This window comes from Cyanobium gracile UHCC 0281, assembly GCF_034931305.1.
GTDB lineage: Bacteria > Cyanobacteriota > Cyanobacteriia > PCC-6307 > Cyanobiaceae > Cyanobium > Cyanobium gracile_A.
Window position 1 is genome coordinate 74,863 of record NZ_JAYGHY010000007.1, and the last position, 17,174, is coordinate 92,036.

The 17,174-nt window shown below is 67.9% G+C and carries 15 protein-coding genes and 1 tRNA gene; 7 read left to right on the plus strand and 9 right to left on the minus strand.

Annotated features, from left to right (window positions below):
• Nucleotides 1-18: 18 nt before the first annotated feature.
• The 5 genes from htpG to VB739_RS03965 form a co-directional block, all read right to left on the minus strand.
• Complete coding sequence (htpG, locus tag VB739_RS03945; RefSeq protein ID WP_323355817.1) at nt 19-1,941, minus strand: molecular chaperone HtpG; 1,923 nt, start codon at nt 1,939-1,941, stop codon at nt 19-21.
• 87 nt (nt 1,942-2,028) lie between these two features.
• On the minus strand, nt 2,029-2,256 hold the full coding sequence (locus VB739_RS03950) for a ferredoxin family protein (RefSeq protein WP_323355818.1): 228 nt from the start codon (nt 2,254-2,256) through the stop codon (nt 2,029-2,031).
• Nucleotides 2,257-2,282: 26 nt separating this feature from the next.
• The gene (locus VB739_RS03955; RefSeq protein ID WP_323355819.1) at nt 2,283-3,473 is read right to left on the minus strand and encodes an ATP phosphoribosyltransferase regulatory subunit; all 1,191 of its coding nucleotides are present in this window, start codon (nt 3,471-3,473) and stop codon (nt 2,283-2,285) included.
• A gap of 37 nt (nt 3,474-3,510) precedes the next feature.
• Nucleotides 3,511-4,395, minus strand: a complete 885-nt coding sequence (locus VB739_RS03960; protein ID WP_323355820.1) for an inositol monophosphatase family protein — start codon at nt 4,393-4,395, stop codon at nt 3,511-3,513.
• The gene (locus VB739_RS03965) at nt 4,392-4,760 is read right to left on the minus strand and encodes a 2Fe-2S iron-sulfur cluster-binding protein (protein WP_323355821.1); all 369 of its coding nucleotides are present in this window, start codon (nt 4,758-4,760) and stop codon (nt 4,392-4,394) included. Before VB739_RS03965 ends, VB739_RS03960 begins: the two co-directional genes overlap by 4 nt.
• Before the next feature lie 88 nt (nt 4,761-4,848).
• Here VB739_RS03965 and VB739_RS03970 point away from each other — a divergent pair.
• Nucleotides 4,849-4,935: transfer RNA gene (locus VB739_RS03970), tRNA-Ser, on the plus strand.
• A 124-nt stretch (nt 4,936-5,059) separates the two neighbouring features.
• On the opposite strand, the gene pstB is transcribed toward VB739_RS03970, so the two are convergent.
• The 3 genes from pstB to pstC are packed head-to-tail and all read right to left on the minus strand — an operon-like array spanning nt 5,060 to nt 7,832.
• Nucleotides 5,060-5,869 carry a phosphate ABC transporter ATP-binding protein PstB gene (gene pstB / locus VB739_RS03975; protein WP_323355822.1) on the minus strand — a complete coding sequence of 270 codons (810 nt, stop codon included), beginning with the start codon at nt 5,867-5,869 and terminating at the stop codon, nt 5,060-5,062.
• Between the two features lie 49 nt (nt 5,870-5,918).
• On the minus strand, nt 5,919-6,827 hold the full coding sequence (gene pstA / locus VB739_RS03980) for a phosphate ABC transporter permease PstA (protein ID WP_323355823.1): 909 nt from the start codon (nt 6,825-6,827) through the stop codon (nt 5,919-5,921).
• Nucleotides 6,828-6,878: 51 nt separating this feature from the next.
• On the minus strand, nt 6,879-7,832 hold the full coding sequence (pstC, locus tag VB739_RS03985; protein WP_323355824.1) for a phosphate ABC transporter permease subunit PstC: 954 nt from the start codon (nt 7,830-7,832) through the stop codon (nt 6,879-6,881).
• Nucleotides 7,833-7,956: 124 nt separating this feature from the next.
• Between pstC and dnaK the strand changes: the two genes are divergently transcribed.
• From dnaK to murQ, 4 genes are read left to right on the plus strand one after another with little or no spacing between them, the layout of a single operon-like run.
• Entirely contained in the window at nt 7,957-10,104 is a 2,148-nt protein-coding gene (dnaK, locus tag VB739_RS03990; protein ID WP_323355825.1) for a molecular chaperone DnaK, read from the plus strand.
• Nucleotides 10,105-10,109: 5 nt separating this feature from the next.
• Nucleotides 10,110-11,051 (plus strand): DnaJ domain-containing protein, encoded by a 942-nt coding sequence (locus VB739_RS03995; protein WP_323355826.1) that lies wholly within the window; start codon nt 10,110-10,112, stop codon nt 11,049-11,051.
• 56 nt (nt 11,052-11,107) lie between these two features.
• A complete protein-coding gene (locus VB739_RS04000; protein ID WP_323355827.1) occupies nt 11,108-11,548 on the plus strand; it encodes a DUF3110 domain-containing protein in 441 nt (146 codons plus the stop codon).
• On the plus strand, nt 11,545-12,504 hold the full coding sequence (murQ, locus tag VB739_RS04005; RefSeq protein ID WP_323355828.1) for an N-acetylmuramic acid 6-phosphate etherase: 960 nt from the start codon (nt 11,545-11,547) through the stop codon (nt 12,502-12,504). Before VB739_RS04000 ends, murQ begins: the two co-directional genes overlap by 4 nt.
• Here the strand turns inward: murQ and mtnP are convergent.
• Nucleotides 12,458-13,441, minus strand: a complete 984-nt coding sequence (gene mtnP / locus VB739_RS04010) for an S-methyl-5'-thioadenosine phosphorylase (RefSeq protein ID WP_323355829.1) — start codon at nt 13,439-13,441, stop codon at nt 12,458-12,460. The genes murQ and mtnP overlap by 47 nt on opposite strands.
• A gap of 49 nt (nt 13,442-13,490) precedes the next feature.
• On the opposite strand from mtnP, the gene VB739_RS04015 reads away from it, so the two are divergent.
• Together VB739_RS04015 and VB739_RS04020 are read left to right on the plus strand one after the other, a co-directional pair.
• The gene (locus VB739_RS04015) at nt 13,491-13,931 is read left to right on the plus strand and encodes a peptidylprolyl isomerase (protein ID WP_323355830.1); all 441 of its coding nucleotides are present in this window, start codon (nt 13,491-13,493) and stop codon (nt 13,929-13,931) included.
• Between the two features lie 681 nt (nt 13,932-14,612).
• A partial coding sequence (locus VB739_RS04020) for a hypothetical protein (RefSeq protein WP_323355831.1) occupies nt 14,613-17,174 on the plus strand: 2,562 nt, incomplete at its 3' end.

A 17,174-nucleotide genomic window follows, 5' to 3' on the forward strand; every position in this document is an offset into this window, starting at 1 on the left:
TCCTTGGCGCCCCTGGGCTCAGAGGCCCCGCTGCATCAGCTGGCCCATCAGGTCGGAGCTGCGCTGCTGGAAGCCGGCCAGCTGGTTCGGCTCCAGACCCCCCACGGCCAGGCGGGCCACCTCATAAATGTGGCGGCTGAGATCCTCCGCCAGCTGACGGCTGGGGGAGGTGGTGTCGGAGCCGGTGATGACGGCGCCGGCAGAGAGCTTGAGCAGCCCCTCCACGAGGGGATGGCGGCGGTTCACCAGCAGGACGTGGTGGTCCGGCAGGCCCGGCAGCCGTTGCTCCATCAGGGCTCCCATGTCGTTGAGACGGCGCATCTGCTCCGGCAGCAGGATCAGGGCAGCCGGTGAGCCCTCTCCCTTCAGCGACTGCACCTGGATGGTGATCTTGTCGTCGTCGAGGGCGGCCTTGAACAGGTCGCGGAGCTTCTCACCGCTGTCCTTGCCTTCGGCGTCGGCCAGCTCGCTCTCGGGCTCATGCAGGCTGGCGTCGAGCTCGGCGTCGACCCGCTGGAAGCGCAGGTCGCCGTGGCGGGCTTCCAGCCAGGGGATGAACTGGGAATCGATCAAGGTGTCGGCGAGCAGCACCTCCGCCCCTTGCCCCTTCCACAGGGCCAGGGCCCCGGCCTGCCCGGCCTCATCGGTGCAGTAAAGGATCCGATCGGCGTTGTCGCCGGCCAGGCGGCCCCGGTAACCGGCCAGCGTGGTGTAGGTGCGGCCATCGGTGGCGACAGGGTCGAGGCCGGTGGCCTCCTCACCGTCCTCGGGCGGCTCGGCCGCTGCCGCGGTGGTGCCGTAGAGGATCAGATCCGCCACCTGCTCGGCGAATTTCTCGTCCTCCATGGCGCCGATCTTGATGAAGGGGGCCAGCGAATCCCAGATCTCCGCATAGCGGCCCGGTTCATCGCGGTGCAGCTCCTTGAGCCGGTCGCCCACCTTCTTGGCCACGAAGCCGCCGATGGAGCGCACCCGCCGATCGGTCTGCAGGGCGCTGCGGCTGACGTTCAGCGGGATGTCGGGCGAATCGATCACGCCCCGCAGGGGCAGCAGGTAGCGAGGCACCACTTCCTTGATGGAATCACTGACGAACACCTGATTGCAGTAGAGGCGGATCTCGCCCTTTTCCCAGTCGGCGCGGCCGGTGATCCTGGGAAAATAGAGAATGCCCTGCAGGTTGTAGGGATAGTCGGTGTTGAGGTGTACCCACAGCAGGGGATCCCCCTGGAACGGGTACAGATAGCGGTAAAGGTTGATGTAATCGTCGTCGCTGAGGTCGCGGGGGCTCTTGCGCCAGGGCGCCTCCCGCTTGTTGACCGTTTCGCCATCAAGCTGCACCGCCACTGGCAGGAAGTCGCAGTAGGTGGTGATCAGGGTGCGGATTCTGGAGGGCTCGATGTACTCCAGCTCCTCCTCCATCAGGTGCAGGACCACGTCGGTGCCGGGTTCGGTGCGCTCGGCACCCTCGAGGCTGAAATTGGGGGAACCGTCGCAGCTCCAGCGCACCGCCTCGGCGCCGGGGCGGGCACTCAGGCTGACCAGCTCCACCCGGGACGCCACCATGAAACTGGAATAGAAACCGAGGCCGAAATGGCCGATGATGGCGTCGCTTTCGCTCTTGTATTTCTCGAGGAAGTCCTCGGCGCTGGAGAAGGCCACCTGGTTGATGTAGCGCTTCACCTCATCGGCGGTCATGCCGATGCCGTTGTCACTGATGGTGAGCGTTTTGGCTTCCCGGTCAATGCGGATGGCGATGATCCCCTCGGTGCCTTCGCTGCAGTCGCCCGCCATGGCGGCCATGCGGCGCTTGCTGATCGCATCCACCCCGTTGCTCACCAGCTCCCGCAGGAACACCTCATGGCCGGAATAGACGGCCTTCTTGATGATCGGGAAAATGTTCTCGGTGTGGATCTGAATCTGGCCCTGTTCCAGCACCGTCATGGCGAATGAGAAGAATCGCCCTGAACCTAGGTGGGGCCGCCACGGGCCTCAAGGCCAGCGAGGGTGGGGTCCCCGAACCAGCGGGCCTCAAACGCCGGGCTTCTGCAGGTCAGGCCGCTCCTCCGGCAGGATCGCCCCCTCCACCGGACACACCTGCAGGCAGATGCCGCAGTCGATGCAGGTGTCGAAATCGATCCAGAAGAAGACGGTTCCCTTGCTGTTCGCCCCCGCTCCGGGGTGGATGCAGGCCACCGGACAGGCGTCGACACAGTCGGCCACGCCCTCGCAGACGTTGGTGACGATCGAGTGGGCCATCGATGGGGAGAAGCAGCAGCCGGATCCTAGGCAGCCAGCCACACCGCCCCACGGCAGCCCCGTTCCGCCGCCAGCCGCTCCGCCTCCGAGCGGTCGACGCAGGGGCGGGTGCAGAGCTCGGCGGCTTCACCGTCTCCGTGCAGCTCCGCCAGGCGGCTGAGGGCCTGCCCGAGGCCGGCGGCGGTGGCGCTGGCCACCAGCCAGGGACCCGGCGCCTGACCGTCAGCCATCGCCGGGGCACCCTCCGATTCGAGCAGATCGCGGATGGCCTCCACGTCGAAACCGAAGCCGGTGCCGGCCGCGTCTGCGGTGCCGGTGCCGAAGCGACCCACCAGGGCGTCGTAGCGACCGCCGCTGGCGATGGCCACCGGAGCATCGGCCCCCTGGCAGACGAGCTTGAACACCAGGCCGTCGTAAAGATCGAAATGGGGCTGGAAGGTGGGGTCCAGCTGAACCCGAACGCCAAGGCCGGCGGCCGGGGACTTGACGCTGGCCAGGGTGGCGGCGAGGGACTCCAGCAGTGGCACCGGGCCGAGCCATTGCTCCAGTTGATAGAGCACCCGCACCGGTTCGCCCCGCAGCCCGATCAGGGCCATCAGCCGCTGCCGCTGGCTGTCAGGCAGGGCCAGAGCCTCGAGGGCCAGGGGGTCGAAATCAGTGAGGGCATGGCGGGCCAGCGAGCGCTGCTCCTCCGGCACCTGGCTCAACAGGGCGCTGAGCAATCCGTGGTGCCCCACCAGCAGGGTGGGCTGGTGCCGGGGCGGCAGCTCCAGGCTGGCGACGGCCGCCAGCAACAGGTGCAGCAGCTCGGTGTCGGCGGCGGGGGAGGGCTCCCCCAACAGCTCCACGCCACTCTGCAGCTGCTCGCTGATGCGCTGGCCACCGCCATCACCGGTGAAGCTGCGGAAGGTGGTGCCACTGGCCCAGAGCCGCAGGGGCCTGGGACGGCCCAGCATTCGGGTGCTGGCGGCCCGGGCGATCGGAGCGGTGAGTTCCGGCCGCAGCCCCAGGGGCTCATCGGCCACCAGACGCACGAGTTCCCGTTCGGCGATGGCGCCACCGGCCTCCAGGGTGTCGAGTCGCTCGATGGTGGGGGGTGCCACCTCCTGGTAGCCCCAGAGGCGGTAGACGTTGGCCAGCAGGTCGCACAGGCGCCGATTGCTGTCCACCTGACCCGGGTTCAGGTCCCGCGCGCCGGCGGCAGGTTGGAGGGCCATGGAGGACGGGGGTCGGGCGGGGGTGGGGGGTCGGATCCTATGGAGTGGTGGCGTCCAGCTCGGGGGCCCCGAAGCTGGCACCGCTGAGCGGCCGGCAAAGGGCCAGCCCTTCGATCAGGGGCTGGCGCAGGGCGGGGGTGCAGGCGATCACCCGGCCGTCGGCCAGGTCGAGACGGCCGCCGTCGTAGGCGCAGACCTGTCCGCCGGCCTCTTCCACCAGCACCACGCCAGCCACCAGGTCCCAGGGGGACAGGCCCCGTTCCCAGTACCCATCGACCCGGCCGGCGGCGACAAAGGCCAGATCCACGGCGGCAGCCCCGGCCCGTCGCACCCCATGGCTGCGGTGGGTGAACCAGGCGAACTCGGCGTAGTTGTTATCGAGGCGGTGAACCCTGTCGTAGGAGAAACCGGTGACGAGCAGGGAATCCGCCAGGGCGCCGCAGTCGCTCACCCGCAACTGGCGTCCGTTGCACCAGGCGCCCCGGCCCGGGGCGGCCCAGTAGTGCTCCTCCAGGACCGGCACCTCCAGGGCACCGAGCAGGGGCAGCCCCTGCCAGCTGAGCCCCACGGAGGTGCCGAAAAACGGGTAACCATGCGCGTAGTTGGTGGTGCCATCGAGGGGGTCGACGCACCACAGCAGGTCGCCCTGGCCAGCGAGTTGGCCGCTCTCCTCCGCCAGCACGGCCACGGTGGGCGTGGCGGCCGCCAGGACCGCCAACACGGCGGCTTCAGCCGCCAGGTCGGCTTCGGTGACCAGATTGCCCGCCAGGCCCTTCTCCTTCACCTGCTCCAGCCGGCCGAAATGGCGCCGAAGTTCGCGGCCGCCGGCCTCTGCGGCTTCGCGGGCCACCAGCAGCAACCGCTCCAGTTCGGCGGCATCCAGTCCGGAACCGTCCAGGGCCCGTTGACAGAGGGAGGTCATTCGTCGTCCAGGGGCAGACCGGGACGCACCAGACCGCGGCCGAAGAAGCGGCCGAACTGGCGGTCGTAGACCTCGTCCTCGTCCTGGGTCTCCACCTCCAGCGGGCCGGTGGCCCGGGCGACGCAGAGCAGGCCGTAGCCCTGCTTGCGCAGGTCCTTGGAGAGGCCGAGGGCCTCCCGTTGATCGATGCTTCCCTCCAGCACCCGCACGGCGCAGGCGGTGCAGCAACCGTTGCGGCAGCTGAAGGGCAGCGGCTCGCCCTGGGCTTCGAAACTGCGCAGGATGTATTCCCCCTCCGGCACATCAAGGCGGATGACGCGGTTGGCCTGTCGCCAGTGGACCGTGATCGGGTGAGTGCGGGGCATCGGGACGTGGGCGGAGGGGAGGGTGTCGGTGGGGCGGAGAGGCCAGGTGCAGCCCCTGCTACATTGCCATCTGCCCCATTTCGCCCCTGGAGAGGTGGCCGAGTGGTCGAAGGCGCAGCACTGGAAATGCTGTATAGGGGCAACTCTATCGAGGGTTCGAATCCCTCCCTCTCCGTTATCTGAGTCGGCCCACCGGGCCGGCTTTTTTTTCGTTCGCAACCATGGGGAAACCCCCTTCAGCGCAGGGGCTGAAAGGGTTCCACTGGCAGCTTTGCTGATGATGAAGCCTGGGCCGGGGATCAGCCAAAGCGTCCGCTGACGTAGTCGAGCGTCGACTGCTGACTTGGGGAATTGAAGATGTTTTCAGTTTCGTTGAACTCCACCAGATAGCCCACCTTGCCCGTGCCCCCCTCAACAGCCTCGGCATTGAAGAAGGCCGTCATGTCGGCGACGCGCACGGCCTGCTGCATGTTGTGGGTCACGATCATGATCGTGTAGCTGCGCTTGAGCTCGTGCATGGTCTCCTCGATCTTGAGGGTCGAGATCGGATCGAGGGCCGAGCAAGGCTCGTCCATCAGGATCACCTCGGGTTCGGTGGCGATGGCCCGGGCGATGCAGAGCCGTTGCTGCTGGCCGCCGGAGAGCGAGAAGCCACTCTCCTTGAGCTTGTCCTTGCACTCGTCCCAGACGGCCGCTTTACGCAGGGAGCGCTCCACCAGCTCGTCCATGTCGCCGCGGTAGCCGTTGATCCGGGCACCGAAGGCGATGTTCTCGTAGATCGATTTCGGGAAGGGGTTGGGCTTCTGGAACACCATGCCGATGCGGCGCCTGACCTCGACCGGATCGACCCGCTTGTCGTAGAGATCGTGTTGATCGAAGATCACCCGCCCCTTGAGGGTGCAGCCGGGGATCAGGTCGTTCATGCGGTTCAGGGCCCGCAGCACCGTGCTCTTGCCGCAGCCCGAGGGGCCGATGAAGGCGGTCACCTTGCCCTTGGGCAGATCCATGTAGACGTTCTTGACCGCTTCGAAGCTGCCGTAGGAGATCGTCACGTCCTGCAGGGACATGCAGACGTCGCTGGCCACGGTGGAGGGAGAAGAAGCCGTCATGTCAGGGAGGAGGTGAATCGGAACCGGAGGTGATGAACAGGGAACAGGGTCAGGAGCGGGACGCGCTGCTGATCCAGCGGGCCAGCAGGTTGGCTCCGAGAATCATGATCACGAGCACGAAGGAGGCGGCCCAGGCCAGCTCGTTCTGTGCTTCGTAGGGCATGATCGCGAAGTTGAAGATCAGCACCGACATGGTGGCGATCGGATTGAACAGTCCTTCCGGCCAGAAGGGCGAGAACAGGGCCGTGAAGATCAAGGGGGCCGTTTCGCCGGCGGCCCTGGCGATCCCCAGCACCACCCCCGTGGCGATCGGAGTGAAGGCCGCGGGCAGGGTGATCTGGGTGATGGTGACGAACCGGGAGGCCCCGACGCCATAGGCGCCCATGCGCATCTCCTGGGGCACCAGCATCAGGCCCTCATAGGTGGTCTTGATGACCGTGGGCAGCATCAGCACCGACAGGGCGATGCCGCCGGCCATGGCACTGAAGCTCTGGTCAAAGAACACCCTGGTAGCGACGATCAGGGAGTAGATGAAAACGCCGCTGATGATCGACGGCACCCCCGCCAGAATATCGTTGCCGAAACGTACGAACTGAGAGAACCAGCCGTTCTGGGCGTACTCCGAGAGATAGACCCCACCACCCACACCCACCGGGATGGCGATCAGGGAGGCGATCAGGGTCACGACGATGGTGCCAATGATCGCGTTGCCGATGCCCCCCCCTTCGAGGCCGGGGGCCGGCGGTAGTTCAGTGAGCAGCTGCAGACTCAGCAGCCGACCGCCCTGGATGAGGACATAGATCAGCACCAGGAACAGGGGTATCACCGCGACTGCGGAGAACGTGGCCGCAATGGCGTTGGCGATCTGGTTGAAGCGATTGCGCTTCAGACCAGGGTCGTAATGAAGGGTGAGCCGCTCGGTGAATTGACTGCTCGTTGGTGTGGACGTGACGGTCATGGCCTGGGAACGGCGTGGGCGGGGTGTTGATGAACGAAAGGAGATGGGGCGTCAGTACCGCAGGCTGAGCCGCCGGACGATCCACTGGGCCAGCACATTGACGACGAAGGTGAGGATCATCAGCACGACGGCGGCGTACATCAGCGCCGACACCTGGATGCCATCGGCTTCACCGAACTGGTTGGCGAGCATCGAGGCGATGGTGTTGCCCGGGGCCAGCAGGGACACGCTGAAGTTGAGGGAGTTGCCGATGATCATCGTGACAGCCATGGTTTCGCCCATCGCCCGGCCCAGGGAGAGCATCACGCCCCCCATGATTGATGACACCGCCGCCGGCAGGATCACGTTGAAGATCGCGCCCCAGCGGGTGGTGCCGACCCCATAGGCCCCCTGGCGCAGCTCGATCGGCACCTGGTTGAGGGCATCCCGGGAGATGGCGGTGATGATCGGCAGCACCATCACCACCAGAATCAGGATCGCTGGAGCTGTGCCGGGCCCCTGGGGTTCCGTGGCGAAGAACGGGGTCCATCCCAGGGTGGTGTGAAGCAGTGACAGGAAAGGGCGGATCGCCGGCTCCATCACGAAGATCGCCCAGAGACCCAGCACCACCGAAGGAATGGCGGCCAGCAGTTCCACCAGCAGGCCGATGAGGTCCCGCAGGCGCCGGGGCAGTAGATCCTCGGTGATGAAGATGGCCGTGCCCAGCCCGATGGGCACGGCGAGGAGCAGCGACAGGATCGCGGTGACGAGGGTGCCGTAGATGGCGATCAGGGCGCCGTACTCCTCGTTGACCGGATCCCAGGCGGAGGTGGTCAGAAACTTGAGGCCGAAGGTGGCCATGGCCTCCTTGGCGCCGCTGAACACCGTCAGGAAGATCGCCAGCAGCACGATCCCCACCGACGCGGCCAACACCAGTGTCAGCTGGCGGAAACCGATGTCGACCAGTTTTTCCTGGAGGGGCCGTCGCCTCAGGGTGAACGCATCGATGGGTGGGGCGTTCCTCATGCAGGAATGGTGCCGGTCGGCATGGACGTTCCACCTGATCTGAGCACGAGTTTCAGCCCCCGCGTTTAAGCTGGGTTTAACGGCCGTCAGGCTCCGGTAGCGTTGGGCCGCCATCAGGACTTCCATGGGGCGCATTGTCGGCATCGATCTGGGCACCACCAACTCGGTGGTGGCCGTGCTCGAAGGCGGCAGGCCCCAGGTCATTGCCAATGCCGAGGGGGGCCGCACCACCCCTTCGGTGGTGGGTTTCAGCCGGGACCAGGAGCTGCTGGTGGGCCAGCTGGCCCGGCGCCAACTGGTGCTCAACCCCCGCAACACCTTCGCCAACCTGAAGCGGTTCGTCGGTCGCAGCTGGGACGAGCTCGACGAGGGCAGCCTGGGTGTGCCCTACAGCGTGCGCGCCAACGACCAGGGCAACGTGCGCGTCATTTCCCCGGCCACGGAGCGGGAGTACGCCCCGGAGGAACTGGTGGCTTCCATCCTCCGCAAGCTGGTCGACGACGCCACCACCTACCTCGGCGAGGCGGTCGAGGCGGCGGTGATCACGGTGCCGGCCTATTTCAATGATGCCCAGCGCCAGGCCACCCGCGATGCCGGCCGGCTGGCGGGGATCGCCGTGGAGCGGATCCTGAACGAGCCCACCGCGGCCGCTCTGGCCTATGGCTTCGATCGCAGCACGGTCAAGCGCGTGCTGGTGTTCGACCTCGGCGGCGGCACCTTCGACGTGTCGGTGCTGCGCATCGCCAACGGCGTCTTCGACGTGATGGCCACCAGCGGCGACACCCAGCTGGGGGGCAACGACTGGGACCGGCGCATCGTCGACTGGGTGGCCGAAGCCTTCCTGCAGCAGAACGGCCTCGACCTGCGCCGTGATCGCCAAGCCCTGCAGCGACTCACCGAGGCCGCCGAGAAGGCCAAGGAGGAACTGTCCGGGGTGCAAAGCACCCCCCTGTCCCTGCCGTTCATCGCCACGGGCCCCGACGGTCCACTGCACATCGAAACAACCCTGGAGCGGGGCACCTTCGAGGGTCTCTGCCCCGACCTGCTCGACCGACTGCTGCGTCCTGTCCAGCGTGCTTTGCGGGATTCGGGTCTGACGGCCGATGCCATTGATGACCTGGTGCTGGTGGGGGGCTCCACCCGCATGCCGATGGTGCAGGAGATGGTGCGCACCCTCATTCCCCGCGAGCCCTGCCAGTCGGTCAATCCCGACGAAGTGGTCGCCATCGGGGCGGCCGTGCAGGCCGGCATCCTCACCGGCGAGCTGCGCGACCTGATGCTCAACGACGTCACCCCCCTCTCCCTCGGCCTGGAGACGATCGGTGGGGTGATGAAGGTGCTGATCCCGCGCAACACCTCGATTCCGGTGCGCAAGTCGGATCTGTTCAGCACCTCGGAGGCCAACCAGTCGTCGGTGGAGATCCATGTGCTTCAGGGCGAGCGCCAGATGGCCGAGGGCAACAAGTCCCTCGGTCGCTTCCGGCTCTCCGGCATTCCACCGGCTCCACGCGGGGTGCCCCAGGTGCAGGTGTCGTTCGACATCGATGCCAACGGTCTGTTGCAGGTGTCCGCCACCGACCGCACCACCGGGCGCCAGCAGAGCGTCTCGATCCAGGGGGGATCGAACCTCAGCGAGGAGGAGATCAACCGGTTGCTGGAGGAGGCGGAGCGCAAGTCGGTCGAGGATCGCCGCAAGCGAGCCGTCATCGACCGCCGCAACCGTGCCCAGACCCTGGTGGCCCAGGCAGAACGGCGCCTGCGGGATGCCGCCCTTGAGCTGGGGCCCGCCGGGGCCGAACGCCAGCAGCGCGCCGTGGAGCTGGCCCTGCGCGATGTTCAGGACGTGCTGGCCCAGGACGACCCAGCCGACCTTGACCTGACCGTCAGCCAGCTTCAGGAGGCGCTGTTCGGACTCAATCGGCGCCTGCTGGGGGAACGGCGCTCGGAGAGCGGCCCGCTCAAGGGCCTCAAGAACACCCTGGGCTCCCTCAAGGACGAACTCTTCTCCGACGACGACTGGGACGACTGGGGCGGATCGGGCCGCTCCGATCCCTGGTCCAGCCCGCCGCGGTTGCCCCAGCGGGATCCCTACCCGCTCGGCCGTTTCAATGAGCGGGAGGGTGGCTACGACGACGACCTTCCGTCCCGCCGCTGGGAAAATGGCCGTTCCTGGGATCGGCAGGATCCCTCTGAGCGGGAACTGGCCGCCGATCGTCACCGGCCGCGTCGCGGTGGTCGGTCCGATCAGGACGATCCCTGGGCTGACGGCTGAGGGTCGTGAGCCAATCCACCCGCTCGGATTCGGCGGCGACGGCCGCCCGCGACCACTGGGAGGTGCTCGGTCTGGCTGCGGGTGCCGACGCGGCGAGCATCAAACGGGCCTTCCGCCAGCAGGCCCGCCTCTGGCATCCCGACCTCAACGGCAACGATCCGGTGGCCGAGGCCCGCTTCAAGCGGGTCAACGAGGCCTATGCGGTGCTTTCGGATCCGATCCGGCGTCGCGCCTGGGAGGCCGGTGAGGGCCAGGAAAGCTCCGGCCTCGACGCTGATCCCTTCGCCAGCGGCTTTCCCCACTTCGAGGACTATCTGGCGCAGCTCTTCGGCCAGGAGCGCCGCGGCTCGCGGAGCTGGGAGGACGAACCCGAGCCGGACGATCCCCCGGAGGCCCGCAGCGTCACCACCGCACCGGCATCACCGCCACCGGTGATGGCCGCCACGGACGAGGAAACCCTGGTGAGCCTCACCCCGGAGCAGGCGCTCAGCGGCCAGCGGCTGGAACTGGAGTTGCGAGACGGCACCGTGGTGGAGGTCTGGACGCCACCCCTGGCGGGGGATGGCTGGCGCCTGCGGCTGGCCGGCGTGGCGGCCGGCGGCGCCGATCACTTCCTGCAGCTGCGGGTGCGAACCGAAGAGGGGCTGCGCATCGATGGCCTGCGGGTGCTCTACCAGCTCGATCTCCACCCCGCCGACGCTGCCCTTGGCTGCCAGGCGGTGGTGCCCACTCTCGAGGGCCCCGTGCGGCTGCGGGTGCCTCCCGGTTCCTCCAGCGGCCGGCAGCTGCGCCTGAGGCAGCGGGGCCAGAGCCAGGGGGAGCAGCGGGGCGACCAGCTGGTGGAGGTGAGGATCGTTGTTCCTGCCACGCCGACGGAAGCGGAGGAGGCCCTGTTCCGGCGCCTGCGGGAGCTCGACCGGGAGCAGAACAGCGCCAACGGCGCCTGATCGTTACACCGGCAGCCAACGGATGAGACACTGGCCTGCGCCCCATCCATGACGATGTGACAGCCAGCGGTTCCCCACGCAAGCCGGTGCATGTCCTGCTGTTCGATCCGGGCAGTGACCAGGAGGGCATCCATTCCCTCGAACTCGGGGGCCGCACGGTGGTGCTGCTGTTCGAGGACCCTGACGATGCCGAGCGCTATGCCGGCCTGCTCGAGGCCCAGGATTTCCCGGTGCCCTGTGTCGAGGCCCTGGATCGGGAGGAACTCGAGAACTTCTGCGCCGAAGCTGGCTACGAAGCCCGCTTCGTGCCGGCCGGCTTTCTACCCAACAGCGAAGAGGAGCGGCTGCTGATCGCGCCGCCCGAACGCAACATGGACGTGACCACCTGGAAAGAAGAGCAGGCAGCGGCGCAACAATCCGGCGCTGAGGCCTCCGACGGGCCCGGCAGTGATCCGGAGCTGGAGGCCTTCCGCCGCCGCCTCGAAGGGTTGCTGTGAGCGATTCCGGCGGCGACAGGGGCCACCTGCTCACCGAGCGGCCCAACCCGGCCAGCGACAACCTCGACCAGCTGCCGACGGCGTCACTGGTGGACTTGTTCTGCGCCAACGATCTGCTGCCCCAGCAGGCGGTGGCGGCCGCCGCGCCCGCCCTGACGGCGGCCATCGATGCCATCGCGGCTCGGCTCGCCAACGGCGGACGTCTGTTTTATCTGGGGGCCGGCACCTCTGGCCGGCTCGGGGTTCTCGATGCGGCGGAGTGTCCGCCCACGTTCTGCAGCCCCCCTGAGCTGGTGCAGGGGGTGCTGGCGGGTGGTGCGGCGGCCCTGCTGCGTAGCTCGGAAGGCCTGGAGGACCTGCGGGAAGCGGGTCGTGACGACCTCACCCAACGGGCCTTCGGCCCGGCGGATGCCCTGGTGGGCATCGCCGCCGGCGGTACCACCCCTTACGTGCTCGGCGGGCTGGCCCATGGCCGCGCCATCGGGGCCCTGACCGTGGCCATGGCCTGTGTGAGCGCCGAGCAGGTGCCGATGCCCTGCGACATCGACATCCGCCTGCTGACCGGGCCGGAACTGCTGACCGGCTCCACTCGGCTCAAGGCGGGTACCGCCACCAAGATGGCCCTCAACATCCTCTCCACGGGCGTGATGGTGCGCCTGGGCAAGGTGTACGGCAACCGGATGGTGGATGTAGCGGTCACCAACAGCAAACTGGAGGACCGGGCCCTGCGCATCCTGCGGGATCTGGCCGCCGTCCCCCGCGACCAGGGGCTGACGCTGCTGGAGCGGGCCGGAGGATCGGTGCGCCTGGCGCTGCTGATGGTCGCCTCCGGGCTCGAGGCCGGGGCGGCCCGGTCGGCCCTGGAGCGCCACGGCCCCGGCCTGCGCCAGTGCCTCGAGGCCCTCGGGGTCAGCCTGCCGCCGTCGTCGCCTCCCCCTCCGCTTCCGCCCCGTTGAACGGTCCCCAGTAGGGGGCGGTGAACAGCTCGGTGCGGCGGCGGGTGGCCGGCGGCACCTGGGCGGGCGGGGTCATCAACGCATCCCGCAGGGCCTGGTGGGCCGGGCTGGGCGGGCGCAGGGCCTGCACCCGCTCGGCCGCCAGCCGCACGATCTGCTGGGCCAGGGCCGCGTTGGCCCGCAGGTTGTCGATCACCAGCTCGACGGTGACGGCGTCATGCATCGCATGCCAGCAGTCGTAGTCGGTGACCATCGCCAGGGTGGCGTAGGCCATCTCCGCCTCCCGGGCCAGGCGGGCCTCGGTGTGGTTGGTCATGCCGATCACCGTGCAGCCCCAGGAGCGGTAGAGCTCCGATTCCGCCCGGGTGGAGAAGGCCGGTCCCTCCATGCAGAGGTAGGTGCCGCCGCGGTGCAGCTGCCGCCCCTCCGGCATCAGGCTGTCGCTCACGTCGCCGAGGACCCGGGAGAGCACGGCGCAGTAGGGGTCCGCATTGCCGACGTGGGCCACCAGTCCCTCACCGAAGAAGGTGAGCGGCCGCTGCATGGTGCGATCGATGAACTGATCGGGCACCACCATGTCGAGGGGCCGCACGTCCTCCTGCAGCGATCCCACGGCGGACACCGAGAGGATCCAGCGAACGCCGAGGGAGCGCAGGGCCCAGAGGTTGGCCCGGTAGGGAACCTCGCTGGGGGTGAAGGTGTGGTGACGGCCGTGCCGGGCCAGGAAGACCACCTCCAGATCACCGATCCGGCCGATCCGCAGGCTGTCGGAAGGGGGGCCGTAGGGGGTGTCGACCGTGAGCTCGCGCACGTCCTCCAGGCCCTCCATGGCATAGAGGCCGCTGCCGCCGAGCACCCCAAGGCGGGCGCAGGACAGATCGGAGGTCGGCAGACCGCTGGCCTGGGGTGAAGGGGAACGGGGCTCGGTGCTGGCCATGGATGCGGGGTGCCCTGGACGGATACAGTCGAAGTTTGCCTCCTCGACCGTGACCAAGGCCCTGATGGACACCGACGCCGGACTGATCACCATCGATCTGTTCGACGCCGAGGCCCCCGGCACCGTCGCGAACTTCGTGAAGCTTTCCAAGGACGGCTTCTACGACGGCCTGGCCTTCCACCGGGTGATCGACGGCTTCATGGCCCAGGGGGGCTGCCCCAACAGCCGCGAGGGCGCCCGCGGCATGGCCGGCACCGGCGGGCCCGGCTACACGATTCCCTGCGAGATCAACGCCCAGAAGCACAAGGCCGGCAGCCTGTCGATGGCCCACGCGGGCCGCAACACCGGTGGCAGCCAGTTCTTCCTCTGCCATGGCCCCCAGCCCCACCTGGATGGTCAGCACACCGTCTTCGGCCACACCGAGAACATCGATGTTGTGCTGGCCCTGAAGAACGGCAGCCGGATCCGCAAGGTGACGATCGAGGCGTAGGCAGCGGCCGGCCGCCTGAGTCCCTTCCGCCCCCGCTGCCCCGCCCATCGCGGCAGGGCAGCGGGGGCTTGCGCTGGGCTGAATTCTGTTTCCGATCATGTCTGCTGACCGCTGCGGATGTGCAGAAGACGCTTCTTGCCGCCGGCTGGCGGGGAAATGGCGATCGATCTCTGCGGCATGACGCCGTTGAGAGGCGCAGGGAATCTGCGTCCGCGACATCCCAGGAGTGGGCGACGGGAGAAACCAGGGAGACCCTACGGGTGCCGCGGCGGGCACCCAACTTGAACCATGGGATCGGTAACAACCACGACGGCGCGGGCGATCCGGGAGGGTGTTGTTGATGAGGGGCCGAGCATCCATCGCCTGGCAGCGGTGCCCAGGAGGCCTCGATTTCCCGTACGCAGCACCATGAAAGACGACGGGAGAGCACAATCGCCCGAGTTCAAGATGTTGTCTGCCAAGTAAGTTGTTCGTCTGAATGAACGTCAACGACCCGATGTAGCCAGGACTCGATGCAGTGCGGATCTGCTGCATAAGTGCCGAAGCTTCATCAACTGTAGGCAGAACTTCCTGATTCCCCTGGTGCAATCGCTGATAGGAATGAAGCACGGCCCGGCGGAGCCCTTCTGCCTCGCCCTCCTGGGATTCGCAGGACTCCAAGTACCTTCATCCTTCGCGATCATGACCGCCACCAACACCACCCGCACCGTCGGGATTGAGAAGTCCAAGATTGAGGTCGGCACCAGCACGGTCCTGACGGCTTCGGCGACGTCCTCCACGCCCGCCATCGATGACGTCGTCTCCGGTGACGCCAGTGCCACCGCGAGCACCACGGCCCAGGCCGCCATCTTGAACAGCAAGATCAGGATCGGCACCGCCGGCACCCTCAACGCCACCGAAACCGGATCGGTGGGCGCCGCCGCCACCACCACCACCGGCGATGCCACGGCCAGCGCCAGCAACGACGGACCCACCGGCGGGATCATCAACAGCACCCACCGCCCCAATCAGATTCTGATCGGCACCGATGCGGTGGTGACGGCCACGGCCACCAACGACGCAGCCGCCGCAGCCAAGGCGGTGGATGGAGCCACCGACGCCACAGCCAACACCGGCAAGGTCTTCGGCATCAAGAACGTCGGTCTCAATGCCGGTCAGGGGACCAGCCTGGATGCCAGCGCCACCGCCACCAACACCGCGGCGGCCGAGTCGGTGGGCCTGCCCCCCGGGACGGGCAATGCCACCGCCACCGCCGGTGACTACGCCGCCAAGGTGGTGGGCATCTATGCCAGTGGCGGCAAGGGCGGCTACAACCCTCCCCCGTCGGATGGGGAGGAACCTGCACCCGAGGCAGCCGTCTCGTCCACGAACGGCGATCACAGCGGCCCGTCCGGCCCCATGACGATCGCCTTCGGCAACAGCGGAGTCGCCACGGCCTTCGGTGACGGTGTGTTCAACGCCACCGCCAACAGCGTCACCGGGGCGGCCGATGCCCAGAGTCTGGCCAAGCTGGTGGCCGGCATCGCCGTCGGCAAGACCAGGATCGCCAACGGCTCCGAAGGTGAAGAGGTCCAGGCCGAGTCGGTGATGAAGTCGATGGGTGGCCTGGCCATCAGCTTCGGCGAGAACGGAACCGTGGCGGCCCAGGGCACCTCGGATGCCAATGCCACGGCCGAAACGACCACCGGCCCCGCCAATGCGACCGTCGGCATCAAGACCATCGGCGGCATCGTCGATGTCAACAAGCTCCCAGGTGCCGGACCTTCCGGGGCCCCCACCACCCTGACCATCGGCAAGGACGGTGACGTCCAGGCGGCCGGTGTCGGCACCAGCGTCGCCCAGGCCACGTCCGTCACGGCGCCGGAGATGCAGGACGTCACGGCGACCACCAACCACTCCAACGTGGTGGGCATCGCCATCGACAAGCTGGCCATCGGCGAGAACGCGACCCGTCTGTTCGCCCAGGCCTTCAGCCAGCAGGCGGCCACGGCTCAGAGCACGACGTCAGGCGGTGATCCGGCCGCCAATGCGGCCAACGGTGATTTCGTCGCCGGCGTTCATGACACCAAGGTGACGGTGGGCAAGGATGCCACCGATCCCCTGGCGGATGCCGGCCTCGTGGCCAGCGCCACGGCCACCGGCGTCACCACCACCTCCGGGAGCAACGCTGCCGCGGGCGTCGACTCCAAGGTGGTGGGCTTCAACAAGGGCAGCCTCTCCATCGGCGAGAACATCGTCGGAAGCGGTGTCTTCAATGCCACCGCCGCCTCCGACCTCACCGCGTCCGCGTCCGCGGTCACCGGTGATTCCAGCGCCCAGGCCGGGGAGGACGGCAGCGACACCGGCACCGCCAGGGTGATCGGTCTGAATCGGGCTCCGGTCTCGATCGGAAAGGCCGGCAGTGTGGCGGCGGCGGCCACCGGCAGCGTGGCGGCCACGGCGAATTCCGTCACGGGGGATGCCACCTCCGATGCCGCCATGAAGGGTGTCGGCATCAGGGACAGCGAGATCACGGTCGGCACCGACGGCAACGTGAGCGGCAGCGCCGGTCTCACCGGCACGGCCTCGGCCAGCACCACCACCGGTGATGCCGCCGCCGAGACCTCCCTGTCCGCCAAGGGCATCAACAACGATGTGAGGATCGCCATCGGCCAGGCCGGCAACGTGACCGGCACGGCCTCGGCCGCTGACCAGGGCACGACGGGCGCCGCCGTCACCGGCGACGCCGACGCCGAATCCGAACTCAAGGCGATCGGCATCCATCTGGGCAGCGGCACCCCGATCTCGATCGGGACCACCGGCAACATCACCGGCACCGCTTCTGCCACGGCTCCCACTGTGCTGTCCACCACCACCACCGGTGATGCCACCACCGAGGTGGAATCCACCGCCATCGGCATCAAGGGCAGCCGCGGCAGCTCGATCGGCCCCGGCCTCTCCGGCAACATCACCGGCACGGGCACCGGCAGCGCCGTCGGCGCCGCCAACACGATCACCGGACTGGCCACCGGCATGACCGATGCCCTCGTGGTGGGCATCAAGAAGGTCAACCTCTCCGCCGACAACGTGACGGCCCAGGGCACCGGCACCTACCGGACCGACGCCACCAACGTCAACGGGGATGCCAGTGCCACCTCCGACGTGATGGTGGCGGGTCTGCTGGGGCGCGGGAACACCGCCAGCCTCAGCGGTGATCTGACGGCCACCGCGGTGCTCAGCAACATCGTGATGGCCTCCACCACC

What these genes read in the sequence shown, in the direction of transcription:
- VB739_RS03965 (WP_323355821.1), bottom strand. Translation starts at nt 4,760, where the DNA reads ATGCCCCGCACTCACCCGATCACGGTCCACTGGCGACAGGCCAACCGC.
- mtnP (WP_323355829.1), bottom strand. Translation starts at nt 13,441, where the DNA reads ATGGCCAGCACCGAGCCCCGTTCCCCTTCACCCCAGGCCAGCGGTCTG.
- dnaK (WP_323355825.1), top strand. Translation starts at nt 7,957, where the DNA reads ATGGGGCGCATTGTCGGCATCGATCTGGGCACCACCAACTCGGTGGTG.
- VB739_RS03955 (WP_323355819.1), bottom strand. Translation starts at nt 3,473, where the DNA reads ATGGCCCTCCAACCTGCCGCCGGCGCGCGGGACCTGAACCCGGGTCAG.
- pstC (WP_323355824.1), bottom strand. Translation starts at nt 7,832, where the DNA reads ATGAGGAACGCCCCACCCATCGATGCGTTCACCCTGAGGCGACGGCCC.
- htpG (WP_323355817.1), bottom strand. Translation starts at nt 1,941, where the DNA reads ATGACGGTGCTGGAACAGGGCCAGATTCAGATCCACACCGAGAACATT.
- pstA (WP_323355823.1), bottom strand. Translation starts at nt 6,827, where the DNA reads ATGACCGTCACGTCCACACCAACGAGCAGTCAATTCACCGAGCGGCTC.
- pstB (WP_323355822.1), bottom strand. Translation starts at nt 5,869, where the DNA reads ATGACGGCTTCTTCTCCCTCCACCGTGGCCAGCGACGTCTGCATGTCC.
- VB739_RS03950 (WP_323355818.1), bottom strand. Translation starts at nt 2,256, where the DNA reads ATGGCCCACTCGATCGTCACCAACGTCTGCGAGGGCGTGGCCGACTGT.
- VB739_RS03960 (WP_323355820.1), bottom strand. Translation starts at nt 4,395, where the DNA reads ATGACCTCCCTCTGTCAACGGGCCCTGGACGGTTCCGGACTGGATGCC.